Annotated in this window: 22 protein-coding genes; 5 read left to right on the plus strand and 17 right to left on the minus strand. The window is 65.8% G+C overall.

The genetic code is table 11. The features are described from left to right. Window positions 1–142: 142 nt before the first annotated feature. Both coaD and rsmD read right to left on the minus strand, forming a co-directional pair. Window positions 143–631 (minus strand): pantetheine-phosphate adenylyltransferase, encoded by a 489-nt coding sequence (gene coaD / locus ACTIMF_RS01600; protein ID WP_442348518.1) that lies wholly within the window; start codon window positions 629–631, stop codon window positions 143–145. Further along, window positions 628–1,188 carry a 16S rRNA (guanine(966)-N(2))-methyltransferase RsmD gene (gene rsmD / locus ACTIMF_RS01605; RefSeq protein ID WP_442348519.1) on the minus strand — a complete coding sequence of 187 codons (561 nt, stop codon included), beginning with the start codon at window positions 1,186–1,188 and terminating at the stop codon, window positions 628–630. Before rsmD ends, coaD begins: the two co-directional genes overlap by 4 nt. Window positions 1,189–1,215: 27 nt before the next feature. Here rsmD and ACTIMF_RS01610 point away from each other — a divergent pair, with 27 nt between their 5' ends. From ACTIMF_RS01610 to ACTIMF_RS01625, 4 genes are all read left to right on the plus strand, one after another. Further along, window positions 1,216–2,130, plus strand: coding sequence for an NAD-dependent protein deacetylase (locus tag ACTIMF_RS01610; protein WP_442348520.1), 915 nt, complete (start codon window positions 1,216–1,218; stop codon window positions 2,128–2,130). 106 nt (window positions 2,131–2,236) lie between these two features. Further along, on the plus strand, window positions 2,237–2,761 hold the full coding sequence (gene ectA, locus ACTIMF_RS01615; protein WP_237019009.1) for a diaminobutyrate acetyltransferase: 525 nt from the start codon (window positions 2,237–2,239) through the stop codon (window positions 2,759–2,761). Window positions 2,762–2,796: 35 nt separating this feature from the next. Then, a complete protein-coding gene (ectB, locus tag ACTIMF_RS01620) occupies window positions 2,797–4,068 on the plus strand; it encodes a diaminobutyrate--2-oxoglutarate transaminase (protein ID WP_442348521.1) in 1,272 nt (423 codons plus the stop codon). Continuing rightward, window positions 4,065–4,493, plus strand: a complete 429-nt coding sequence (locus ACTIMF_RS01625) for an ectoine synthase (protein ID WP_442348522.1) — start codon at window positions 4,065–4,067, stop codon at window positions 4,491–4,493. The genes ectB and ACTIMF_RS01625 overlap by 4 nt, the downstream gene beginning before the upstream one ends. A gap of 89 nt (window positions 4,494–4,582) precedes the next feature. Here ACTIMF_RS01625 and proB read toward each other — a convergent pair whose 3' ends face one another. The 11 genes from proB to mobA form a co-directional block, all read right to left on the minus strand. Next, a complete protein-coding gene (gene proB / locus ACTIMF_RS01630; RefSeq protein ID WP_442348523.1) occupies window positions 4,583–5,698 on the minus strand; it encodes a glutamate 5-kinase in 1,116 nt (371 codons plus the stop codon). Continuing rightward, window positions 5,691–7,187: a GTPase ObgE gene (gene obgE / locus ACTIMF_RS01635; protein WP_442348524.1), complete on the minus strand. Its 1,497-nt coding sequence runs from the start codon at window positions 7,185–7,187 to the stop codon at window positions 5,691–5,693. The genes proB and obgE overlap by 8 nt, the downstream gene beginning before the upstream one ends. Before the next feature lie 138 nt (window positions 7,188–7,325). Then, the gene (gene rpmA / locus ACTIMF_RS01640) at window positions 7,326–7,589 is read right to left on the minus strand and encodes a 50S ribosomal protein L27 (protein WP_442348525.1); all 264 of its coding nucleotides are present in this window, start codon (window positions 7,587–7,589) and stop codon (window positions 7,326–7,328) included. Window positions 7,590–7,628: 39 nt separating this feature from the next. Continuing rightward, window positions 7,629–7,940: a 50S ribosomal protein L21 gene (gene rplU, locus ACTIMF_RS01645; RefSeq protein WP_442348526.1), complete on the minus strand. Its 312-nt coding sequence runs from the start codon at window positions 7,938–7,940 to the stop codon at window positions 7,629–7,631. Window positions 7,941–8,164: 224 nt separating this feature from the next. Beyond that, window positions 8,165–11,404 (minus strand): translation initiation factor IF-2 N-terminal domain-containing protein, encoded by a 3,240-nt coding sequence (locus ACTIMF_RS01650; protein WP_442348527.1) that lies wholly within the window; start codon window positions 11,402–11,404, stop codon window positions 8,165–8,167. A 331-nt stretch (window positions 11,405–11,735) separates the two neighbouring features. After that, entirely contained in the window at window positions 11,736–12,152 is a 417-nt protein-coding gene (ndk, locus tag ACTIMF_RS01655; RefSeq protein WP_442348528.1) for a nucleoside-diphosphate kinase, read from the minus strand. A 37-nt stretch (window positions 12,153–12,189) separates the two neighbouring features. Next, window positions 12,190–12,699 (minus strand): hypothetical protein, encoded by a 510-nt coding sequence (locus ACTIMF_RS01660; protein WP_442348529.1) that lies wholly within the window; start codon window positions 12,697–12,699, stop codon window positions 12,190–12,192. 93 nt (window positions 12,700–12,792) lie between these two features. Then, window positions 12,793–13,194 (minus strand): DUF4233 domain-containing protein, encoded by a 402-nt coding sequence (locus tag ACTIMF_RS01665; RefSeq protein ID WP_442348530.1) that lies wholly within the window; start codon window positions 13,192–13,194, stop codon window positions 12,793–12,795. Further along, window positions 13,191–14,606 (minus strand): bifunctional tetrahydrofolate synthase/dihydrofolate synthase, encoded by a 1,416-nt coding sequence (folC, locus tag ACTIMF_RS01670; protein WP_442348531.1) that lies wholly within the window; start codon window positions 14,604–14,606, stop codon window positions 13,191–13,193. Before folC ends, ACTIMF_RS01665 begins: the two co-directional genes overlap by 4 nt. Then, window positions 14,606–17,269: a valine--tRNA ligase gene (locus ACTIMF_RS01675; RefSeq protein WP_442348532.1), complete on the minus strand. Its 2,664-nt coding sequence runs from the start codon at window positions 17,267–17,269 to the stop codon at window positions 14,606–14,608. Before ACTIMF_RS01675 ends, folC begins: the two co-directional genes overlap by 1 nt. A 9-nt stretch (window positions 17,270–17,278) precedes the next feature. After that, the gene (gene mobA / locus ACTIMF_RS01680) at window positions 17,279–17,881 is read right to left on the minus strand and encodes a molybdenum cofactor guanylyltransferase (RefSeq protein WP_442348533.1); all 603 of its coding nucleotides are present in this window, start codon (window positions 17,879–17,881) and stop codon (window positions 17,279–17,281) included. A 135-nt stretch (window positions 17,882–18,016) separates the two neighbouring features. Between mobA and ACTIMF_RS01685 the strand changes: the two genes are divergently transcribed. Then, window positions 18,017–18,970: a hypothetical protein gene (locus ACTIMF_RS01685; RefSeq protein WP_442348534.1), complete on the plus strand. Its 954-nt coding sequence runs from the start codon at window positions 18,017–18,019 to the stop codon at window positions 18,968–18,970. 129 nt (window positions 18,971–19,099) lie between these two features. Here the strand turns inward: ACTIMF_RS01685 and clpX are convergent, their stop codons facing one another. The 4 genes from clpX to tig all read right to left on the minus strand — a co-directional run bounded on the left by clpX (window position 19,100) and on the right by tig (window position 23,381). Beyond that, the gene (clpX, locus tag ACTIMF_RS01690; RefSeq protein WP_442348535.1) at window positions 19,100–20,383 is read right to left on the minus strand and encodes an ATP-dependent Clp protease ATP-binding subunit ClpX; all 1,284 of its coding nucleotides are present in this window, start codon (window positions 20,381–20,383) and stop codon (window positions 19,100–19,102) included. A gap of 87 nt (window positions 20,384–20,470) precedes the next feature. Continuing rightward, window positions 20,471–21,151: an ATP-dependent Clp protease proteolytic subunit gene (locus tag ACTIMF_RS01695; RefSeq protein WP_442348536.1), complete on the minus strand. Its 681-nt coding sequence runs from the start codon at window positions 21,149–21,151 to the stop codon at window positions 20,471–20,473. 41 nt (window positions 21,152–21,192) lie between these two features. Beyond that, window positions 21,193–21,771, minus strand: a complete 579-nt coding sequence (locus ACTIMF_RS01700) for an ATP-dependent Clp protease proteolytic subunit (protein WP_442348619.1) — start codon at window positions 21,769–21,771, stop codon at window positions 21,193–21,195. A 248-nt stretch (window positions 21,772–22,019) separates the two neighbouring features. Next, window positions 22,020–23,381, minus strand: coding sequence for a trigger factor (gene tig / locus ACTIMF_RS01705; RefSeq protein WP_442348537.1), 1,362 nt, complete (start codon window positions 23,379–23,381; stop codon window positions 22,020–22,022). Between the last annotated feature and the right edge of the window lie 32 nt (window positions 23,382–23,413).

Below are 23,413 nucleotides of genomic sequence, written 5' to 3' on the forward strand. Positions count from 1 at the left end.
CCTGAGATACTTCGTCGCACCCTCATTGCGTCTTAGCAGCCTGGGCGGAGGCTGCTAAGACGCAATGAGGGTGCGTCGACGTTAGCGAGGGTGCGATGACGCAGACGCGGGTGCGCAAACGCAGGTGAGGCTGCGGGAACCGTCAGACGCTCGCGACACCATCGATCTTGCCGCGGAGCGCGGCGTGGATGTGCGGCGCGAGATACGGGGTGACGTCGCCGCCGAGCTTTGCGACTTCCTTGACCAGGGAACTCGAGACGTGCGCGAACGAGGGGTCGGTCAGCATGAACAGCGTCTCGGCGTCGGCGAGTTCCCGGTTCATCTGCGCCATCGGCGTCTCGTAGGCGAAGTCAGTCGCCGACCGCAGACCTTTCACGATGGTCGGAAGGTCGTCGTCGCGGACCAGATCGACGAGCAGACCGGACCAGGACCGCACCTCGACGTTGGGTAGGTCAGCACAGTCGGCGCGGATCAGGTCGATCCGCTCGTCGATCGAGAACATCCCCTGCTTATTGGGGTTCACCACCACCGCGACCACGACTCGGTCGAAGCGAGCTGATGTGCGCTCGACGACGAACCGGTGGCCGAGGGTGAACGGGTCGTACGATCCGGGGCACACCGCAGCACTCATGACGGCGAATCTACCCGTTGCAGCAGATGGACCACCGAGTCGCCGTACTTCTTGTCCACGACCACCTCGAGTCCAGCGGGCAATTCCACGGCTTCGGTCCGGGACCCTCGTTCGACCACGACCCACGCCTCCTGCGCCAACGCGGGCAGGAGCATCGTCAGGACCGCGGCGACATCGTCGGACGCCACGTCGTAGGGCGGGTCGATGAAGACGAGATCGAACGGCCCCGCAGTCGATGCGAGGAAGGATTCGACGCTGCGCTCGACCACACGCACCCGACGCTGGGCCCGACATATACCGACATTGTCTGCGATCACCTTCGCCGCACGGTGGTCGGCTTCGATGAGCACAGATGATTCTGCACCCCGCGAGACCGCCTCTATACCGAGCGCGCCGGTTCCCGCATACAGGTCGGCAACCTGGGCGCCTTCGAGATCCGTGCGTGCGCCGAGCATCGAGAAGACCGCCTCGCGGACGCGGTCAGACGTGGGTCGGGTGGTGTCGGCAGGCACGCTCAGACGGCGCCCGCGGAACTCTCCGGCGATGATCCTGGTCATATCGGTGAACCATCGTATCCTCGGAGCATGCGAACGCGCGTCACGGCTTGGACACCGGCAGCCCCGACCGTTGCCGACGCAGACCCGTTCGAACGCGCGAATATCGCGGCCCGCGTGCTGGACGGGCGGCGGACCGTCGTCCTCACCGGAGCCGGAGTGTCGACGCCGTCGGGTATCCCCGACTATCGCAGTCCCGACGCGACCCCGCGCAGTCCGATGACGATCGAGCAGTTCCTCTCCTCCCCCGAGTTTCGCCGCCACTACTGGGCACGCAACCACCTCGGGTGGCGACACATGGACTCCGCGACGCCGAACGCCGCCCACCGCGCCATCGCCGATCTGCAGCGTTCAGGCGCTGCGACCGGAGTCATCACCCAGAACGTCGACATGCTGCACCTCAAAGCCGGTTCCCGCCCGGTGCTCGACCTCCACGGCTCGTACGGGCGGGTTATTTGCCTCTCGTGCGGACATACCCAGTCGCGGCACCTGCTCGCGCAGGCTCTGGAAGCAGCGAACCCCGGCTTCGCCGACCGGGCACGCGGGCGCGGAGCCATCGAAGTGGCGCCCGACGCCGACGCGATGCTCGATGACACGTCCGATTTCAGAATCGTCGACTGCACCGCATGCGGCGGGATCTTGAAGCCTGACATCGTCTACTTCGGCGAGAGCGTCCCGCGCCCGGTCGTCGACCGTGCGTTCGCCATGGTCGACGACGCCGACGCATTGCTCGTAGCGGGATCCTCTCTCAGCGTCATGTCCGGACTACGTTTCGTGCGACACGCGGCCCGAGCGGGCAAGCCAGTCGTCATCGTGAACAGGGGCCGCACCCGCGGAGACGATGTCGCCACAGTCAAGATCGACCATCGGTGCGAGTGGGTCCTGCCCATGCTCGTCGATCTGTCACAACCGTCCGCTCGACGTGTTTCGGACATTTTCGTGTGATTCAATGCACACTCGGTGGTTGGCCTGCACAAAGCTCAGCCATTATCGGGCCTCCTGCGCCGATCGTGTGACATCGATGTGACCGCTGGCTAACCTTGAACACGTCATGAACCCGGAATCAGAGACTCAGTTCGATTTGAACGACGACAACGGTGTCGCCTACCGGCGACCGAGGGTTGACGATGGAATCAGAATGTGGGAGATCGCTCGCGACTCGCAGGTACTCGACGTGAACTCGAGTTACGCCTACGTGTTGTGGGGCGCAGACTTCTCCGACACCTCCATCGTCGCCGAAGTAGAGGGAAGGGTCGTAGGCTTCGTTACCGGATACCGCCGACCGCAGGCCGATCACGCACAGATGGTGTGGCAGGTCGCGGTCGACTCCGATCAGCGGGGCAAGCGGATCGCCGGAACCATGCTGCGCGAGCTGTTCAAGCGCAACGCCGGGTCGGGCGTGACAGCTATCCACACCACGATCAGCCCCGACAACGAGGCCTCGCAAGCGCTCTTCGCGGGCGTCGCCCGCGAGCTCGGTCTGGAATTCACTCGCGAGCCCTTCCTCAAGGCCGAACTCTTCGGCGATTCACACGAGCCGGAAGATCTATACCGGCTTTCGCCGGCGTCCAAGTAATCACGACGCCGACAAACTGTTAGGACAACTACACAATGACGACGCAGAATAGCCCCGTGACTGAAGACATCTTCACCACGTACGAATCCCAGGTCCGCTCCTACTGCCGTAACTGGCCGGCGATGTTCGACACCGCCAAGGGAAGCTGGATCACCGACGTCGACGGCAAGCGTTACCTCGACTTCTTCGCCGGTGCAGGCGCACTGAACTACGGGCACAACAACCCGAAGTTCAAGGAAGCACTGATCGACTACATCTCGCGTGACGGCATCACGCACGGCCTCGACATGAACACCGTGGCCAAGGGCGAGTTCCTCGAGGCTTTCGCAAACAAAATCCTCGCTCCGCGAAACCTGGACTACGTTGTCCAGTTTCCCGGCCCGACCGGCACCAACGCCGTCGAGTCCGCGCTGAAGCTGGCACGTAAGGTCACCGGCCGCGAAGCCATCGTGAACTTCACTAACGCTTTCCACGGTATGACCCTCGGCTCGCTGTCGGTCACCGGTAATGCGATGAAGCGCGCCGGCGCGGGCATCCCGCTGGTCCACTCGACCCCGATGCCGTTCGACAACTACATGGGCGGCGCCCACGAGGACTTCAGCTGGTTCGAGCGAGTCCTCAACGACGAGGGCAGCGGGCTCAATCACCCCGCAGCCGTCATCGTCGAGACCGTTCAGGGCGAGGGCGGCGTCAACGTCGCCCGGGCCGAGTGGTTGCAGGGCCTGGCTGAGCTGTGCAAGCGCCAGGACATGCTGCTGATCGTCGACGACGTGCAGATGGGCTGCGGCCGCACCGGCGACTTCTTCTCGTTCGAGGAGTCGGGCATCACCCCGGACATCGTCACGCTGTCGAAGTCGATCGGCGGCTACGGCCTGCCGATGGCGCTGACCCTCTGCCGTCGTGAACTCGACGTCTGGGAGCCGGGCGAGCACAATGGCACGTTCCGCGGAAACAACCCGTCGTTCGTGACCGCCAAGGCCGCTATCGACACCTACTGGTCGGACGACTCCTTCGCCGAGCAGACCAAGGTGAAGGGCCAGCGCATCGCCGACCGCTTCGAGGAGCTGTGCAAGCGCAACGAAGGCATAAAGCGTCGTGGCCGCGGCATGATCCAGGGCCTCGCATTCGAAGACGCCGAGAAGGCAGGCCAGGCCTGCGCCAAGGCGTTCGGCAGCGGAATGCTGGCCGAGACGTCGGGACCGTCCGACGAGGTCATCAAGCTTCTGCCGCCCCTGACCCTCAGCGAGGACGAGCTCGAGCAGGGCATGGACATTCTGACCGCATCCGTTGAGGAGGTACTCCGATGATCGTTCGCACCACCCAAGAAATCACCGGCACCGACCGTGAGGTCGCCGACCCGAAGGGCAACTGGGTCTCCAAGCGCATCGTGCTCGGCGGCGACCGCGTCGGTTTCTCATTCCACGAGACCACCATCAAGGCCGGTTCGGTCAACGAGTTCCACTACGCGAACCACATCGAGGCCGTGTGGCTCGTCGAAGGCGAGGGCGAACTGCTCGACCGCGAGACGGGCACTACGTACCCGCTCGCCGCGGGCACCATGTACATGATGGACAAGTACGACCGCCACACCGTCACCGCGAAGACCCAGCTGCGCATGCTGTGCGTCTTCAACCCGCCCGTCGTCGGCACCGAGGTGCACGATGCGGACGGCGTCTACCCGCTGGTGGAGGTTCCGCCGGTGGAGGACGCTTCGGGCAAGCACCGGGCCTGATCGGCGAACACGCCGCTACCGAAGAGCGCGTCGCAGCCACTGTCCTTCGAGTGGTAGCGACGCGCTCTTTCGTCGTTCGAACCAGATCCCTACACGGGCACGAGATGATCTGCGTGGATCAACGGCCGCTGCAGATCTGATGGGAGCTCATCGGTCGACTTGCCGATCATCCGTGCGATGTCGTCGGCGTCGTACCCGACCACTCCCCGTCCGCGAACGCGCCCGGCGAGATCGACGAGGTCGACGACGTCCCCACTGGAGAAGTCGCCGTGCGCGGCGACGACACCCGCGGCCAGAAGCGAACGCCGCCGCAGACAGACTGCTGTGACCGCGCCGGCGTCGAGAACGAGTCGGCCGTGCGACTGCGCAGCGTGCCGCACCCAGAATCGGCGCGCCGACAAGCGCTCGGGTCGTGCCGCGAACGCCGTACCGACCGTCGCCTGGCGCAGCGCGAGGTCGGCGTCAGACGCCGATGCCAACAGCACCGGCACACCGGAGTCGGAGGCGAGGCGGGCAGCAGCGAGCTTCGAGGCCATCCCGCCGGTCCCGAGGGCTCCGCCCGACCCGGCGATCACGCCGTCGAGATCGTCCGGCCCGTCGACCTGCTCGATGAGGCGCGCAGGCGTACCGTCCGGCCCCGGCCTGCGGGGGTCGCCGCTGTACAACCCGTCGACGTCGGACAGAAGCACCAGCGCGTCGGCACTCACGAGGTGTGCGACGAGTGCGGCGAGTCGGTCGTTGTCGCCGAATCGGATCTCGTTGGTTGCCACCGTGTCGTTCTCGTTGACGACGGCCACCGCGTGCAACGAGCGCAGGCGGTCGAGTGTCCGCTGCGCATTCGCGTGATGCGCCCGGTCGGAGAAGTCGTCGGCGGTCAACAGTACCTGTCCCACCACGCGCCCGTACCGGGCGAACGACGTTCCCCATGCATGTGCGAGCGCCAGTTGGCCGACACTGGCTGCGGCCTGCTTGGTCGCAAGGTCGGTGGGTCGTTTCCGTAGACCGAGTGGTGCGATCCCGGAGCCGATCGCCCCCGACGACACGACGACCACGTCCGATCCGGACCGCATGCGGCCTTCGAGAGCATCGACGAGAGCGTCAAGACGATCCCGGTCGAGACCGGTCGCGATGTCGGTGACCGCGGATGAGCCGATCTTTACGACGATGCTGCGCGCGGACGCTATGCCGCGGCGAACCTCACTCATCGTCCTCGGAGGCCTCGTCATCCCAACCGAGGGCCTCCTGCGACTCGTCGTCAGAGCTTCGACGACGCATCTCGCGGGCGATCTTGCGTTCGGCTGCGCCGATACGATCGGTGCGGTCGAGGCGGATGTCGGTTCCTCGGCCCGTCAACGGCACCTGTTCGATGCCCGGGGTCGTCGGCTCCCAGTCGAACGTCACGCCGGCAATCGTGACTCCAGCACCGGGCTGTGCGCCCTTCTTGACGAGCGCGGCCTCGACACCGAGCCGGTTGAGTCGGTCGGCGAGGTAACCGACGGCCTCGTCGTTGTCGAACTGAGTCTGTCGGATCCATCGCTCGGGTCGGGCACCACGGACGATGAACCCGCCTTCGATCGACGGGTCTGCCTCGACGGTGAACTCGCCATGGTCGACGGCCTTGGGCCGAATCACTTGACGACGCGCGACGGGCTTGGCGTGTGCGGCGCGGTACTCGCGGACCATCTCGGCGAGCGCGAAGGTCAACTCCTGCAGTCCCTTGTGTGCGACGGCGGAGATCCGGAACACCGGCCAGCCTCGCTCCGCGATATCGGCTTCGACGAGTTCAGCGAGCTCATCGGCCTCCGGGACGTCGACCTTGTTGAGGACGACGATCCGTGGGCGGCTCGCGAGGTCGCCGAGTGAATGGTCTGCGTCGAGGGCGGGCTGGTAGGCGGCGAGCTCGGTTTCGAGAGCGTCGATGTCCGACAACGGGTCGCGTCCGGGGTCGAGAGTCGCGCAGTCCACGACGTGCGCGAGCACTGCGCACCGTTCCAGGTGCCGCAGGAACTCCAACCCGAGCCCACGGCCCTGCGAAGCGCCCGGGATGAGGCCCGGGACGTCTGCGACGGTGAACACGTCGGCGCCCGCTGTGACCACTCCGAGGTTCGGGGTCAGCGTCGTGAAGGGGTAGTCGGCGATCTTCGGCTTCGCCGCGGACAGCACCGACACGAGCGACGACTTGCCCGCCGACGGGAAGCCGACGAGCCCGACGTCGGCGACGGACTTGAGTTCGAGCACGAGTTCGCGCTCTTCCCCCGGCTCGCCGAGGAGCGCGAAGCCGGGAGCGCGCCGCGCCTTCGACGCAAGCGCCGCGTTCCCGAGACCTCCGCGCCCGCCCTGTGCGGCGACGAACTCGGTGCCCTCACCGACCATGTCCGCCAGGATCGCCCCCTTGTCGTCGAGGACGACGGTACCGTCCGGCACCGGGAGGACTAGCTCGGCGCCGTTGGCCCCGCTGCGGTTCCCGCCCTCTCCGGGCCGACCACTGCCGCCGCGGGCATGCGGGCGGAAGTGGAAGTCGAGGAGCGTGTGCACCTGAGGGTTGACGATGAGGCGTACGTCGCCGCCGTTCCCACCGTTGCCGCCGTCGGGACCGCCGAGCGGCTTGAACTTCTCGCGGTGAACCGACGAGCAGCCGTGCCCGCCGTTACCGGCGACGACATCGATTTTGACGCGGTCGACGAAGCGCGACACGGCGTCTCCTTCCTAGGATGAATCTAGAGCGGCCCGATTCGGGACGGGCCAGAAAAACGAAGCAGGGCGGGTCGGGGTTCTCGATGACCCTGACCCGCCCTGCTGCAGAGCTGAGTTGTTACCAGTTCGACCGGGTCGTCAGACCGAGGTCGGCTCCGGAACGATGTTCACAGTCTTGCGTCCGCGCTTGGTGCCGAACTCCACCGCGCCCGCTTCGAGAGCGAACAGCGTGTCGTCGCCACCGCGTCCGACGCCAACGCCGGGGTGGAACTTGGTGCCGCGCTGGCGAATCAGGATCTCACCGGCGCTGACGACCTGGCCGCCGAAGCGCTTGACGCCGAGTCGCTGAGCATTCGAATCGCGACCGTTGCGCGAGCTGGATGCACCCTTCTTGTGTGCCATGGTTCATTCCTCCTGGGAACTAAGAAATAGTGAGAGCTACTACTTGATACCGGTGACCTTGAGGACCGTCAGGTTCTGACGGTGACCCTGGCGCTTGTGGTAGCCGGTCTTGTTCTTGAACTTGTGGATGCGGATCTTCGGGCCCTTCACGTGCTCGAGGATCTCGGCGTCGACCGACTTGCTTTCCAGCTTGTCAGCATCGGTGGTGAGGTTCGCACCGTCGACGATCAGCGCCACGGGCAGCGACACGGTGCTGCCCTGCTCGGCGTCGATCTTCTCGACCTTCACAATGTCGCCCTCGGCGACCTTGTACTGCTTACCGCCGGTCTTGACGATCGCGTACGTTGCCATTCCCGCTGTCCTCTTACTCGTCTCATAGGGCCGAATCCGCAGGCCAGTCCTGCTCATCAGCGAATCTTTGGTGTGCTGCAGCTCCGAGAACCCTCGAAGCAGCTTCCGCGCCATGCGCGCACGTCAGCGCGCGTCTGCGGAAGGCGACTTGTCAAGGCTACGGGACCGCAGCCTATCGGGTCAAACTCATCGACAGCGCGTCGATGCGTGCCCCGCGGCCGCGGTCACTCGCCCGACGGCGGAGGCCCCGCCGCCCGTCGCCCGGTCCGCCTGCGCGGTGTCCGGGTCACTGCGACGACCGGCTCAGCGGTCTGCGCAGCGACCGTTGTGACGGGATCGTCCGTCGTCACCGTGATCGGTTCCGGCGCGAATGCCGTCGGAGCCGACGTGCGCCGCACCGCCCGACGCCGTCGCGTCACCGTCGTCGCGGGAGCGACGGGTTCAGGAGCAGGAACGGTAGCGCGCGGCGGCTCCGGCGCGGCCTCGACGACCGGACTACTCGCGGATTCATTCTTGCCGTCTGCCTTCTTGCCACGCGAACGCTTGGCCCGCGAGTCGCTGTCGCCCGTGTTCTCGTTACCCGAGTTCGCATTGTGCGAGTCGCTGTCGCCCGTGTCCTTGGCCACCGGGTCCTTCTGCTCGACATCGTCGTCGTGGTGGGCCATCGCTCGGAACAGCGGATGCTCGGCCGCAGGCTTGTGCGGCGCCTCCTTCGGCTGCTCTGACGTCTGCGGGCCCGGCGACTCCGTGCGAGCGTTGTTGCCGCCCTTCTTACGTCGCGAACGCCTGCCGCTGGAATCCGATCGGGAACCGTCGTCGGACGGACGGACCTCCACGGGGTTGGCGTGCACGATGACGCCGCGCCCCGCGCACGCGGTGCAGGTCGTCGAGAACGCTTCGAGCAGACCGGTGCCGAGACGCTTACGCGTCATCTGAACGAGTCCGAGCGACGTGACCTCAGACACCTGATGGCGAGTCCGATCCCGACCGAGCGCCTCGGTGAGGCGCCGCAGGACCAGATCCCGGTTACTCTCGAGCACCATGTCGATGAAGTCGACGACGATCATTCCGCCGATGTCGCGCAGACGCATCTGGCGGACGATCTCCTCGGCCGCCTCCAGGTTGTTGCGCGTGACGGTCTCTTCGAGGTTGCCGCCCGACCCGGTGAACTTGCCGGTGTTGACGTCGACGACGGTCATCGCCTCGGTGTGCTCGATGATCAGCGTGCCGCCGGAGGGCAACCACACCTTGCGGTCGAGCGCCTTCGCTAGTTGCTCGTCGATGCGATGCACAGCGAACGAGTCGGGAGCGTCGGCGTGCGCCTTGGTGAACTCCTCGACCCGGTCGAACAGATCGGGCGCGACGTCACGGACGTATCCGGAGACGAGCTTCCACGACTTGTCGCCTTCGACGACGAGCTTGGTGAAGTCCTCGTTGAACAGGTCGCGGACCACGCGGACCAACAGGTCCGGCTCCTCGTACAGCGCACGAGTAGTGCCCGACCCCTTTTCCTTGTGTTCGGTCGCTGCCACGTCGATGGTCTTCCACTGCGACTCCAGACGCGCGACGTCTGCCGCGAGTTCGGATTCGCTGACGCCCTCGGACGCGGTGCGGATGATGACACCGGCGCCATCCGGCACAACCTTGGACAGGATCTGCTTGAGTCTCTTGCGTTCGGTGTCCGGAAGCTTCCGACTGATACCGGTCGACGACCCGCCCGGCACGTACACCAGGTAGCGGCCCGCGAGTGAGATCTGGGTCGTCAGGCGTGCGCCCTTGTGACCGACCGGGTCCTTGCTGACCTGGACGAGCACACTGTCGCCCGGTTTGAGTGCCTGCTCGATCTTCCGGGAGCGGCCGTCGAGTCCGGCTGCCTCCCAGTTGACCTCGCCCGCGTACAGGACGCCGTTGCGACCCCGACCGATGTCGACGAATGCCGCCTCCATGCCGGGCAGCACGTTCTGAACGCGACCGAGGTAGATGTTGCCCACCATCGACTGCGACGTCTCCGTTGTGACGAAGTGCTCCACGAGGACGCCGTCTTCGAGGACTGCGACCTGCGTGTAGTCCTCGGTGGGCGCGGCGTGCGCCTCGTGCGAGGAGACCGCGCCGTTCGCGCGGCGCTCACGGACCACCATGACCCGCTCGACCGACTCGCGCCGTGCCAGGAACTCCGACTCGGTGAGGATCGGCGGACGACGGCGCCCGGCGTCCCGGCCGTCCCGCCGGCGCTGACGCTTGGCCTCGAGACGAGTGGAACCGGAGATGCCCTGTACCTCGTCACGGACGCGCTTGGTGCGCGGCTCCCGCTCGTGGACCACGGTGTTCGGCGGATCGTCGGCCGGCGTCGCATCGTCGCCTTCGCCGGTGCCACGACGACGGCGACGACGCCTACGACGCTTGCTGGTCGGCGTCGAATCGTCGTCCGAGTCACCGTCGGACGTGTCCTCCGACGAATCCTCGTCGGTGTTCTTGTTCTCTGAGTTTTTGTTCTCTGAGTTCTTGTCGTCAGCGCTTCTGGCGTCTGAACTCTTGTTCTCGGCGTGCTTTCCGTCAGCGTGCTTGCCCTCGCCACCGTCTTTGCCGCCGCGGTTCTTGCCGCCGTCGTTCTTCTTAGCGGCGTTCTTCGCGTCTGCGCTGTCGTCGGCAGACGAACTGGTCGCGTCAGCGGACTCGGTGTCGGTGTCGGTGTCGGTCTGACCGTCGGCGTCCTCGGCCTGATCGCCGCGTCCGCGACCACGTCCGCGACGACCGCGGCGCCTGCGGCGCGACCTCGACTCGGTATTCGACCCCTCGGCGTTGTCGCTCCCTGCGTTGTTGTCCCCGTCGGTGTCGTCCCCGTTCTCGGTGTTCTCGTCCGGGGTGACGTCCTCCGCCTGCGCGGAATTGTCGACAGTCGCAGTAGGTGCGCTCTCGCTGGACTTCTTGGCGGTGCCCTTCTTCGCCGATTTCTTGCGGTCGGCGTTCGCGTCGGCAGTCTCGCCTTCCGCGGACTTCGTCGACGCTGACGCTGACTCGTCCCCGGCGCTCTCGTCGCGCTTCGCGGCGACGGCTTTGCTCTTCGTCCCCTTCGAGTCCGGCTCTGCAGCCAGGAACAGCGGAGCCGCGACGTCGGCCGCGGACTCCGATGCCGACGGCTCGACGACCTCAACCGCCGAGAACAACGACGGCCCGTCCGACTCCGGTTCCGGCGCGGACTCCGGTTCCGACGGCGCTTGCGCCGCAGGCTCAGTTGTGTCCGGTGCAACCGCACCGAAGCGCGCTGCGACACGCATGGCGTCGTCGCGCGAGATCGACGACTGCGCGGTGCGCGCCGTCACTCCCAGCTCTCCGAGGTGCCCCAACACGTCCCGGCTGGTGGAACCCAGCAGTCGGGCGAGTGCGTGCACGCGGAGTCGAAGGGGAAGTTCTTCCGCCGTGAGATGCGCCGAATCGGCGTTCACCGGCGACCCGTTATCGGTCACGTGGTCTCCTTGAGACCCCCGGGCGCGTCGAAAGAGCTGTACGACGCGGCCACGCGAGGGCCTTCCCAATGTGTGCCGGTCGTCGTGCGACCGGGTGTTGTGTGGTCTTCGCGCTTGAACTTCAACGCCTTGCTGTAACGGTTCCCAAGCGACCACCGCTCACCCGGACCCTGTGGGGTGCAACCGATGGCGGGCGGGTCGCTAGCGTTCCGTCGAGCCCTCGAAGTCAAAGTGTGACTCCGCGGGCCCGTTCAAGTATCCCACATACACGGGGCAGTACCCGCACAGCATTGGAAAACTGGCCCTCACGCGCCGCGACGCAGGGGATATTTCAGGAGTTCAGGGTCGGAAACCAGAGTTCAATCTCCCGTGCGGCCGACTCCGGCGAGTCTGACCCGTGGACGAGATTGAACTGGGTCTCCAATCCGAGATCCCCGCGGATCGTGCCGGGGACAGCCTTCTCGACGGGATCGGTTCCGCCCGCGAGTTGGCGGAACGCTGCAATGGCGCGCGGCCCCTCGACGACGGCCGCGACGACCGGTCCGGAAGTGATGAATTCCAAGAGTGACCCGAAGAACGGGCGCTCGGCGTGTTCGGCGTAGTGCTCGGAGGCGATCTCGGTGGTGACCGTCCGCAGTTCGAGAGCGGCCAGGGTGAGGCCTTTGCGCTCGATGCGGGAGATCACGTCACCGATGACACCGCGCTGCACACCGTCGGGCTTGATGAGTACGAGAGTCTGTTCAGTCACCAGCACACTCTAACGGGCGCGGGGTGCAGAACTCACGTCACCGGGGGCAGTACTCCGGTTCCACGGCGTAGAAGCCGTACGTGAACAGACCGCCGTCACGCGGGCCTCCGACGATCACCTGCACGCAGGCCCCGCGCTCGGCGACCGCGGCGTCCAACTGGCCACCCAGGACGCCGGCCATCGCCCGGTTGTCCTCACGGTGCCCGACGGGCAGGTTCGCGATGATGTTCTCCGGCTGGCGCTCGGCCATCCACCGGGTGGCGCTCGGCGTCGCGATGTACCCGAACGATCCTTCGGCGACGGGCTGCGGAACACCCGGCTTGTTCGCCTGGTCCTCGATCGACGGCGTACTGGTTGACGGCATGCTGGTCGACTGTGTGCTGGTCGACGGCGCAGAGCTGGACGGTCCGACGGTCCGGCTCGTATCGGCATGTGCGGGCGCTCCGAACAGCGTGGTCGCCGCTCCAGCTGCTACGGCGAGGAGCGCGAACCGCGCGATCGGGCGATAGCTGCCCCCGCGGTGGTTGCCGTCGTACCGAAATCCCATTGAGCGCACCTGTCTCTCGCGGCAGCGAGGTCGTCGAACCACCGAGTGTAGTCGAGGGTTCTCCTTCGATCAGACGACGCCGCGCTCGAGGAGTCAGTCCAGGCGTTGGCTCGGAAGCAGGCCGTGTTCGATCCGTCGTGCGACGTCGCGTCGAATGTACGCGATGTAGACCCAGACACAAAGAAAGATCACACCGATCACCGCGAGTGACCAGTGGAACAGCCCGCCTGCGATGAGCACCAGTTGCAACACGAGGATCGTCGGCAGCGCCCACGGGCGCGAACACATCCCGGAGAGCACGATGAACGCGAGCGTCAGCGCGCCGAGGAACAGTCCCGAGCCCCACGAGAGACCTCCCCCGATCTTCGCAACAATAGGGAACGCGAGAAGGACGATGATCACTTCGAGAATCAGCGTTCCAGCCATCACCCCGCGGAACCCCTTCCACGGATCGGTGGCAGGCGGATTGATTCCCGGCGGCAGATTCCCGGTCATGACGGGTCCTTCCCGAAAAGGGTGCGACCCGCACCCGCGGTGACGACCGACCCGGTGATGACGACGCCCGCTCCGGACACCGACCCGGCCTCGTTGTCCTCGGCGAGCGCGATGGCGCGTTCGACGGCGTCCGGCAGGAATGGCACAGCCTCGACGCGTTCGTCACCGAAGATCGGGCGGGCGATGTCCGCGAGCGTCTCGGTGTCGAGGGCGCGTGGTGAGCCGTTGTTCGTGAGGACGACGGAGTCCAGGACCGGTTCGAGTTCGGTGAGGAGTCCGCGGACGTCCTTGTCACCGAGCACGCCGACGACGCCGACGAGGCGGCGGAAGTCGAACTCCGACATCAGCGCCCGAGCGAGGGCCTTCGCCCCGTGCGGATTGTGAGCCGCGTCGATGAAGACGCTCGGCGCATTGCGCAGGCGCTCCAATCGGCCCGGTGTCGTGACGCCGGCGAACGCTTCGCGGACGGCGTCGACGTCGAGTCGACGGTCGACGCCTGCGCCGAAGAATGCTTCCACGGCCGCAAGGGCGAGCGCCGCGTTCTGCGCCTGGTGCGCGCCGTGCAGCGGGAGGAACACCTCGTCGTACACGCCGCCGAGCCCTTGGATGGTCAGGAGCTGCCCGCCGACGGCAGTCGCCGAGGACACCACGCTGAACTCCGAGTTCTGGCGGGCCACGATCGTGCCCGCATCAACGCTCGCACGGAGCAGGACGTCGGCTACTTCGGGTTCCTGAGGTCCGATGATCGTCACCGGGTCGGCCGGGACGATCGCGTCCGACGGGCCCGGTTTGATGATGCCTGCCTTCTCCCCGGCGATCGCGGTGAGCGTTTCGCCGAGGTAGTCGGCGTGGTCCATCGCGATCGGCGTGATGACCGCGACCTGGGAATCAATCACATTGGTAGCGTCCCAGCGTCCGCCCATCCCGGTCTCCACGACGGCCACTTCGATGGGCGCCTCCGCGAAAGCGGCGTACGCCATCGCGGTGAGTACCTCGAATTTACTCATCCGAGGGCCGCCCTGGGCAGTCGACGAGTCGTCGACCATCGTGATGAACGGCTCCAACTCGCGGTAGGTGTCGATGTAGAGCCGCGGACTGATCGGCGCGCCGTCGATCGCGATCCGTTCGGTCGCCAACTGCAGGTGCGGGCTGGTGATGCGGCCGGCCCGCCGGTGAAACGCCTGTAGAAGCGCGTCGATCATCCGGGTGACCGATGTCTTACCGTTGGTCCCCGCGATGTGGATCGACGGGTACGCGTGCTGCGGGTTCCCGAGGAGCTCAAGCAGCGCAACGATGCGCGTGAGCGACGGCTCGATCTTCGTCTCGGGCCACCGGGTGTCGAGTTCGGCTTCGACCGCCGCGAGTTCGGCGAGGTCCGACGACGATTCGGAGCCTGCCTGCGAAGCGGCCATCAGGAGCCCAGCGCTTCGAGTTTGGCCTTGAGACGCGCGACGTCGGCCTCCGCCAGGTCGCGGCGGGCCTTGATCTTCTCGACAACCGCATCCGGAGCCTTCGACAGGAACTGCTCGTTGCCGAGCTTGCCGGTGGTGCCCGCCAGTTCCTTCTCCGCAGCTGCCAGATCCTTGGCGGCGCGCTTGCGCTCGGCGTCCACGTCCACGGTGCCGGACGTGTCGATGGCGACGCTCGCCGTTCCCGTCGACAAACGCACCTCGATGGTGGCCGTCGCCGTGAACCCGTCGTCCGCCGCTTCGAGTCGGGCGAGCGAGTCGAGCTGGCCGCGGAGCTCGGCGAGACCGAGCTCGTCGAGGCCGTCGACGACGGCGGCGACACGCTGACCTGGCTTGAGACCCTGGTCGCTGCGGAATCGTCGCACTTCGGTGACGAGCTTCTGCAGGTCGTCGATGCGCTGAGCGGCCGCCGAATCGGCCGGCTGCTCCGAGGAGGCAGGCCAGTGGGCGATCACGACCGACTCGCCGCCAGTCAACGCCTTCCACAGGACTTCGGTGACGAACGGCATCACCGGGCTCAGTGCGCGCAGCAACTTGTCCAGGACGGTGCCCAGCACGAGTGCGGTCCTCTCGGCGCGTTCGCCGCCCTCGGCCACCTGAACCTTCGACAACTCCAGGTACCAGTCGCAGACCTCGTCCCACGCGAAGTGGTACAGCGCTTCACACGCCTTCGAGAACTCGTAGGTCTCGAAACCCGTGTCGACGTCGGCGAGGACCTCGTCGAGACGACCGAGTATCCAACGGTCGGAGATCGTCAGCTTCTCGACGTCCAAGACGTCATCCGAGGAGGGAACCCGTGCGCCGTTCATCAGCGCGAACTTGGTCGCGTTGAACAGTTTGGTCGCGAAGTTGCGCGAGCTCTGCGCATGCGATTCGCCGACCGAGATATCGCTGCCCGGGTTCGCACCGCGCGCCAGCGTGAAACGGAGCGCGTCGGCGCCGAAACGTTCCACCCAGTCGAGCGGATCGATGCCGTTGCCCTTCGACTTACTCATCTTGGAGCCGTGCTCGTCGCGGACCAGGCCGTGCAGGAAGACGTCGGTGAACGGCACTCGCGCCGAACGATCCTTGAGTCCGGCGATGTCGAGTCCGCCGACGTATGTGCCGAACATCATCATGCGGGCGACCCAGAAGAACAGGATGTCGTAACCAGTGACCAGGACCGATGTCGGGTAGAACTTGTCCAGTTCGGGAGTCTGCTCGGGCCACCCCATGGTCGAGAACGGCCACAGACCCGACGAGAACCAGGTGTCGAGGACGTCGGGGTCGCGTTCCCACCCTTCGGGGACGCTCTCGTCCGGACCGAAGCATTCGATCTGTCCGTCCGGGCCGTACCAGACCGGGATGCGGTGCCCCCACCAGAGCTGACGGGAGATCGTCCAGTCGTGCATGTCGTCGACCCAGGCGAACCACCGCGGTTCCTGGCTCTTGGGATGGATGACGGTGTCGCCGCCACGGACCGCGTCGCCCGCGGCCGCCGCGAGCGAGCGGACGTCGACCCACCACTGCATGGACAGGCGCGGCTCCACCGGCTCGCCTGCACGCTCGGAGTGGCCGACGCTGTGCACGTACGGCCGCACCTCTTTGACGATCCGCCCCTGCTCGGCGAGCGCCTCGCGCACGGCGACCCTGGCAGCAAACCGGTCGAGGCCGTCGAACTGTGTTCCGGTGCCCTCGATGACGGCCGTCTTATCCATGATCGTGATCATCGGCAGCTTGTGGCGCTGCCCGATCGCGAAGTCGTTCGGGTCGTGCGCAGGCGTGATCTTGACTGCACCGGAACCGAATTCGGGATCGACGTAGTCGTCGGCGACGACCGGGATCGTGCGGTCGAGGAACGGGTGGTCGAGCTCCACGCCGATCAAGTCTGCGTAACGGGCGTCGTCGGGGTGGACGGCGATCGCGGTGTCGCCGAGCATCGTCTCCATACGGGTGGTGGCCACCACGATGTGCGGCTGCGCGTCGTCCATCGAGCCGTAGCGGAACGACACGAGTTCGCCCGCGACATCCTGATACTTGACCTCGATGTCGGAGATCGCGGTCTGCTGCGCAGGCGACCAGTTGACCAGTCGCTCGGCGCGGTAGATCAGACCGTCGTCGTACATCTTCTTGAAGACGGTGTGCACGGCGCGCGAGAGACCGTCGTCCATAGTGAAGCGGTCGCGATCCCAGTCCACACCGTCACCTAGACGTCGCATCTGGCCTTGGATGGTGCCGCCGGACTCAGCTTTCCACTGCCAGACTCGTTCGATGAACTTCTCCCGGCCGAGGTCGTGGCGGCTGGTTCCCTCGTCGGCGAGCTGCTTCTCGACGATAGTCTGCGTCGCGATGCCCGCATGGTCCATGCCAGGCAGCCACAGGACCTCGAATCCCTGCATCCGCTTACGGCGAGTCAGGGTGTCCATCAGCGTGTGATCGAGTGCGTGCCCCATGTGCAAAGAGCCGGTCACGTTGGGCGGCGGCAGCACGATCGAGTAGCCGGGCTTGTCGGACGACGCGTCCGCACGGAAGTATCCGGCGTCTACCCACCCCTGGTACAGGGCCGATTCGTGCTCGGACGGATCCCAGGTTTTGGGCAGGGCGTTGCTCAGCTCGGGGTTGCTCACACTTTGATTCTAGGAAACGCCTGTTGCCCGTAGTCGGTGCAGGTCCTCGGGAGCATTCACGTTGGTGAGCCAGTTCTCATCGCTGACGCTGACCCGGCGGGTCTGAACGGCTTCCACGGCCGCTCCCATCCGAAGCTCCCCGGCGTCCACCAGCGCTTGAAGGCCGTCCACGGCGCGGGTGCGGTAGACCCCTGCCATCGGGTGATCGCGCTGGGCGTCGTGCGCGATCACGACGTCGGTCGACTCGGTGAGTCCGGCCAGGAGTTCGTCGACCAGGCCGCCTTCGATGAGCGGCATGTCGGTGGCGCAGACGAAGGCGACGTCGGCTCCGGCCGCGGCAGCCACGTGCAGCGCTGCGACGAGTCCGCCGAGCGGTCCGCTCCCCTCCTTCTCGTCGGTCACCCACTGCAAGTCCGATTCGCTCGACAGTTCGCGGTAGGCCTGCGACGACGTGGGTGCCGCCACAAGGACCGGCGAGCACCGCTGCGAGATCTTGTCCGCTATTCGCGTCAGCATCGTCACCCCGTCGAACTCCAACGCTGCCTTGTCTTGCCCCATTCGGCGCGAACGCCCGCCCGCGAGAATGATTCCGGCGACTGTGTCGTAGCTCATGCTGACACGGTAGCCGTGCGCGTCGACTGGCGTCGCGCTTTACGCCCAGGGCACGAGTTTGCGCTCGGAGTCGGGAGTCGTGCGCAACGCTCGCGCTCTGAGCGCATTCGTGCGAGAGGCGGGGTTGGGGAATTCGTGGGAGACAAAGCTGGCATCGGGGTGTTCACTTCGGGCATGTGGCCGGTGGACGAGTTCGGAATCATTCGCAAGGACGCGGCTCGCGACGTGGGACGCAGCGACCGAGATGTGCGACTCGCCGTGAAGGCGCGCGAGCTGACGCCCCTCGAGCCCGGGATGTATGTCCTCACCGAGTCACTGCCGGAGTACGACGTCGACGACGCGATCTACCTCCTACGTTGCATAGCCGCTGCCGGCGATTCAGACCTGCCGTTGAGCCACGAATCGGCCGCTGCCGTCCACGGACTCGATCTGCTCGGTCCTGAACACGTCCATATCCATTTCGCGAAGCAGCGACGAGGTGGTGGCCGGTCGACTCGCTACCGCCACGTCCACAGCGGTCTGCCGGACGACTCCGTCGTCGTTGTCAACGGGCTTCTCGTCTCGAACCTCGCTCGGACGACGGTCGACGTCGCCGCAGATCGGCCATTCGCGCAGGCGCTCGCCGCAGTGGACAGCGCACTCGCTCTCGGCCTGACCGCCGCCGAAATCGAGATCGAGCTGTCTCGCCGCCGAGTGCGCGGCGCCACGGTGGTCGCTGCCGCACTGCGGTACGGCGATGGCCGGTCGGCGAATCCAGGCGAGTCGTGGAGTCGGGCGCAGATGATCGAGGCGCGACTTCCCCTGCCCGACTTGCAGTGCGAGTTCACGCTCCTCAGCGGGCGGACCGTGTACACCGACTACGGCTGGGACGACCGCCTCGTCGGCGAGTTCGACGGGCTGCGAAAGTACGGACGCGACCTCAGGCCCGGACAGAACGCCGAAGACGCGGTCGTCGCCGAGAAGATCAGGGAGGACCGACTGCGAGACCTGGTCTGCGACGTCGCCCGCTGGATATTCGCGGACCTGCGATCCGGTGCGATGATTCCGATGCTCAAGCACCGGATGGAACGTGCCGGGCTACTGTCCTGAACTCGAACCGACTTTGTGCCCTGGGCACCACGATTGCGCTCAGATCCGGGCCCGGTGCACAGACTCGCGCCCCGGGCACAAACGAACGTGCCCTGGGCGCAACGACTGGCGGATGGAAAGCGCCAGCCGCTAGGCCGACTTCTCGGCCGGACTGTCGTCGTCCTTGCGCGGGACGACGGTGGGGAGCACGTTGTCTCGCACCGTCTCACCGGTCACCACGACCTTGGCGACGTCGTCGCGGCTCGGGATGTCGTACATGACGGGAAGTAGGACTTCCTCCATGATCGCGCGGAGACCGCGCGCACCGGTCCCCCGGTGGATCGCCTGATCGGCGATAGCCTCCAGCGCCTCATCGGTGAACTCGAGTTCGACGTCGTCCATGTCGAAGAGCTTGGTGTACTGCTTCACCAGTGCGTTCTTCGGCTCGGCGAGGATCGAGACGAGCGCCTCCTTGTCGAGGTTGCGCACCGATGCGACCATCGGCAGACGCCCGATGAACTCGGGAATCAAGCCGAACTTGATTAGATCCTCCGGCATGACCTCGGCGAAGTAGTCGCTCGTGTCGACCGCCCCCTTGCTCGGAACCTCGTTGCCGAAACCGATGCCGCGCTTGCCGATCCGGTCCGCGACGACCTTGTCCAGGCCGGCGAACGCGCCCGCGACGATGAACAGGACGTTGGTCGTGTCGAGCTGGATGAACTCCTGATGCGGATGCTTGCGTCCACCCTGCGGCGGCACCGACGCCTGCGTGCCCTCCAAGATCTTGAGCAACGCCTGCTGCACGCCCTCGCCGGAGACGTCGCGCGTGATCGAGGGGTTCTCGCTCTTGCGGGCGATCTTGTCGACCTCATCGATGTAGATGATGCCCGTCTCGGCGCGCTTCACGTCGTAGTCGGCGGCCTGAATCAGCTTCAGCAGGATGTTCTCAACGTCCTCACCGACATAACCGGCCTCGGTGAGAGCTGTCGCATCGGCGATCGCGAACGGAACGTTCAGCATCTTGGCGAGGGTCTGCGCCAGGTACGTCTTACCGCACCCGGTGGGGCCGAGCATCAGGATGTTCGACTTCGCCAACTCGACCGGCTCGGCGGCCGACCGCTTGTCGCTCTTCTCCCCAGCCTGAATCCGCTTGTAGTGGTTGTAGACCGCCACCGCGAGCGTCCGCTTGGCCGTGTCCTGACCGACGACGTAGTTGTCGAGGAAGTCACGGATCTCCGCAGGTTTGGGAAGCTCGTCGAGCTTCACGTCGCCACTGGTCTCGGCGAGCTCCTCCTCGATGATCTCGTTGCACAGGTCGATGCACTCGTCGCAGATGTAGACACCCGGACCTGCGATGAGTTTCTTGACCTGCTTCTGGCTCTTACCGCAGAACGAGCATTTCAGGAGGTCACCACCGTCTCCCATTCGGGCCATGTGGCCACACCTACTTTCTCAGGGGGCTATGCGCGTCACCGTGAACGGTACTCGCGCGGGGGCGGGTTCGAAGGAGAAGAACACGTCTTACTTGCGTGCGGATTTCTTGCGGTAGTCGAACACCTCGTCGACGATCCCGTACTCCTTGGCTCCCTCGGCCGTCAGGATGTTGTCACGATCGGTGTCCTTGCGGATCTTCTCGGTGTCCTGACCCGTGTGGAACGAGAGGATCTCGTCGAGGCGCTTGCGGATGCGCTCGATCTCCGCAGCCTGAATCTCCAGGTCTGAGACCTGCCCCTGGTACGCGCCGCCGGTGCGCGGCTGGTGGATCAGCACGGTCGCATTCGGCAGCGCTGCGCGCTTGCCGGGGGTGCCGCCGGCCAACAGGATCGCGGCCGCCGACGCGGCCTCGCCCAGGCACACCGTGACGACGTCGCAGTGGACGTACTGCATCGTGTCGTAGATCGCGAGCATGTCGGGGACACTGCCACCCGGCGAGTTGATGTACATCGTGATGTCGCGATCGGGATCCTGGCTCTCCAGGACCAGCAGCTGCGCCATCACGTCGTTGGCGACGGTCTGGTCGATCGGTGTGCCGACGAAGACGATGCGCTCCTCGAACAGCTTGGCGTACGGATCGTACTGGCGCTGACCGTTCGGCGTGTTCTCGATGAACGACGGCAGGATGTAGCGGGCTTCAATGCCCTTGAGCGCCAGCGCGGCATCGGGGATGCCTGCGCGGACGTCGGTGGGAAGAGATGAGTTCATGGTGTCTCCGTAACCGGTGAAGGGTGTTGGGCGGGTGGCGTTCACACGCCGGGACGCGTCACGTGGGTCACAACGTGGTCGACGAGACCGTAGTCCTTGGCCTCGGTGGCGGTGAACCAGTTGTCGCGGTCGGCGTCGGCTTCGATCCGCTCGAGCGATTGACCGGTGAACTCGGCGTTGAGCCGGTTCATCTCACGCTTGGTCGCTGCGAACTGTTCGGCCTGGATCGCGATGTCCGCCGCGGTGCCGCCGATACCCGCCGAAGGCTGGTGCATCATGATCCGCGCGTGCGGGAGTGCGTGACGCTTACCCTTGGCGCCTGCGGCCAGGAGGAACTGGCCCATCGATGCCGCCATCCCCATCGCATAGGTCGCTACGTCGCATGGCGCGAGCTGCATGGTGTCGAAGATCGCCATGCCCGCGGTGACGCTCCCGCCCGGCGAGTTGATGTAGAGGTTGATGTCCTTCTCCGGATCCTCCGCGGACAGCAGCAGGATCTGTGCGCAGAGCCGGTTGGCGATTTCGTCGTCCACCTGGGTTCCGAGGAAGATGATTCGCTCGCGAAGCAGGCGCTCGAACACTGAATCGGTCAGGTTCAGGCCGGCGACGCCCGAGCTCATGGAGGGCGTGTCGAGATTGCTCACTTGTTGTCCCTATCTGTCGAAAATGATGGCCGTGCTCACGCGAAGGTGTGCGGCGTTGTCACCGAGGTTAATCAATTCCACCCCCCGAATTGTTCCGCCGACACCCCTTATTCGCTCACAGCGGAACGGGGTTCGTCCGTTCGAACACGGTCCGAACAGCACGACAGCCGGGACGCGTTCGCCGTCCCGGCTGTCGAGGTGTGCCCGTTACCCGGGCGTGTGGATCACGCGTCGGCGTCGTCGCCTTCTGCGGCGTCTTCGTCGTCGCTGCCACCGAAGAACGCGTCGGTGTCGATGGTCTCGCCGTTCGTATCGGTGACCTTGACCTTGCCGATGACGTCGGCGAGCGACTTGTTACGTCGAACATCCGCGTAGAGGGCACCGATCTGGTTGGCGCTCTGCAACTGCTGGATGAACTCCTGCGGAGCAACGCCGTAACGCTGGCTCTGCATGAGAATCTGCTGGGTCAGCTCGTCCTGGCCGACCTCGGTGCCCGCCTCATCGGCGATCGAGTCGAGCAGCAACTGCGTACGAACCGACTTCTCGGCGTCGGTGCGACTCTCGGCGTCCCACTCCTCGCGAGTCTTGCCCTGCGCCTCGAGGAACTTGTCGACCTGTGCGTCGTCGTGGCCGAGTGCGTGCACCAGCTGATGCTGAACGCCTTCCACCTCGGCGTCGACCACGGCCTCGGGTAGCGGGAACTCGACGGTCTCGAGGAGCTGGTCGAGGACTGCGTCACGGATAGCGGCGGCCTGCTCGTACTTCTTCGAGTCGGCGACCTGGTCCGAGAGGCTGGCGCGCAGCTCCTCGGCGGTGTCGAACTCGCTGGCCAGCTGAGCGAAGTCGTCGTCGACGGCCGGAAGCTCGCGCTCCTTGACCGAGTTGACGGTCACGGTGACGTCCGCGTCGGCTCCCGCGTGGTCGCCTGCGACCAGCTTGGTCGTGAAGTCCTTCTTCTCGCCGTCCTTGAGCCCCTGAAGGGCTTCGTCGAGACCCTCGATGAGGTTGCCGCTACCGACCTCGTGCGAAAGGCCCTCGGTGGTGGCGTCTTCAACGGGCTCGCCGTCGACGGTCGCTTCCAGGTCGATGGACACGAAATCGCCGTCCGCAGCGCCACGGTCGACGCCCACAAGCGTGCCGAAACGGGCACGCAGGTTCTCGAGCTCTTCCTCGATGTCGGCGTCAGAGATCTCGATCGGATCTACCTCGACCGCCAGGGTCGAGAAGTCGGGAAGGGTGATCTCGGGACGGACGTCCACCTCAGCGGTGAACTTGACCGGCTCGCCGTAGACGAGCTCGTCGACGTCGATCTCCGGCTGACTGATGGCCTTGAGGTCGGCTTCGGCGACGGCCTGCGAGTACTTGTTCGGCAGCGCGTCGTTGACGACCTGCTCGAGGATCGACTGACGGCCGACCCGCGCCTCGATCAGCTTCGCAGGGGCCTTGCCGGGACGGAATCCCGGGATACGGATCTGCTGAGCGAGTGCCTTGTACGCCTGGTCGAAGTCACCGGAGAGTTCCTCGAACGGAACCTCGACATTCAGCTTGACTCGGGTCGGGCTGAGCTGCTCGACGATGCTCTTCACGGGGTAGAACTCCTTAGGTCTTACGGACGACT

Source organism: Gordonia sp. (in: high G+C Gram-positive bacteria) (assembly GCF_052106715.1).
Taxonomy (GTDB): Bacteria; Actinomycetota; Actinomycetes; order Mycobacteriales; family Mycobacteriaceae; genus Gordonia.

Excerpts from the sequence above, each read along its gene's own strand:
- ACTIMF_RS01660 (WP_442348529.1), bottom strand. The coding sequence starts at position 12,699 with ATGGGATTTCGGTACGACGGCAACCACCGCGGGGGCAGCTATCGCCCG.
- rpmA (WP_442348525.1), bottom strand. The coding sequence starts at position 7,589 with ATGGCACACAAGAAGGGTGCATCCAGCTCGCGCAACGGTCGCGATTCG.
- ectB (WP_442348521.1), top strand. The coding sequence starts at position 2,797 with ATGACGACGCAGAATAGCCCCGTGACTGAAGACATCTTCACCACGTAC.
- rsmD (WP_442348519.1), bottom strand. The coding sequence starts at position 1,188 with ATGACCAGGATCATCGCCGGAGAGTTCCGCGGGCGCCGTCTGAGCGTG.
- mobA (WP_442348533.1), bottom strand. The coding sequence starts at position 17,881 with ATGAGCTACGACACAGTCGCCGGAATCATTCTCGCGGGCGGGCGTTCG.
- clpX (WP_442348535.1), bottom strand. The coding sequence starts at position 20,383 with ATGGCCCGAATGGGAGACGGTGGTGACCTCCTGAAATGCTCGTTCTGC.
- folC (WP_442348531.1), bottom strand. The coding sequence starts at position 14,606 with ATGGCCGCTTCGCAGGCAGGCTCCGAATCGTCGTCGGACCTCGCCGAA.
- ACTIMF_RS01665 (WP_442348530.1), bottom strand. The coding sequence starts at position 13,194 with ATGACCGGGAATCTGCCGCCGGGAATCAATCCGCCTGCCACCGATCCG.
- ACTIMF_RS01625 (WP_442348522.1), top strand. The coding sequence starts at position 4,065 with ATGATCGTTCGCACCACCCAAGAAATCACCGGCACCGACCGTGAGGTC.
- coaD (WP_442348518.1), bottom strand. The coding sequence starts at position 631 with ATGAGTGCTGCGGTGTGCCCCGGATCGTACGACCCGTTCACCCTCGGC.
- ectA (WP_237019009.1), top strand. The coding sequence starts at position 2,237 with ATGAACCCGGAATCAGAGACTCAGTTCGATTTGAACGACGACAACGGT.
- ACTIMF_RS01695 (WP_442348536.1), bottom strand. The coding sequence starts at position 21,151 with ATGAACTCATCTCTTCCCACCGACGTCCGCGCAGGCATCCCCGATGCC.
- ACTIMF_RS01610 (WP_442348520.1), top strand. The coding sequence starts at position 1,216 with ATGCGAACGCGCGTCACGGCTTGGACACCGGCAGCCCCGACCGTTGCC.
- ACTIMF_RS01700 (WP_442348619.1), bottom strand. The coding sequence starts at position 21,771 with ATGAGCTCGGGCGTCGCCGGCCTGAACCTGACCGATTCAGTGTTCGAG.
- rplU (WP_442348526.1), bottom strand. The coding sequence starts at position 7,940 with ATGGCAACGTACGCGATCGTCAAGACCGGCGGTAAGCAGTACAAGGTC.
- proB (WP_442348523.1), bottom strand. The coding sequence starts at position 5,698 with ATGAGTGAGGTTCGCCGCGGCATAGCGTCCGCGCGCAGCATCGTCGTA.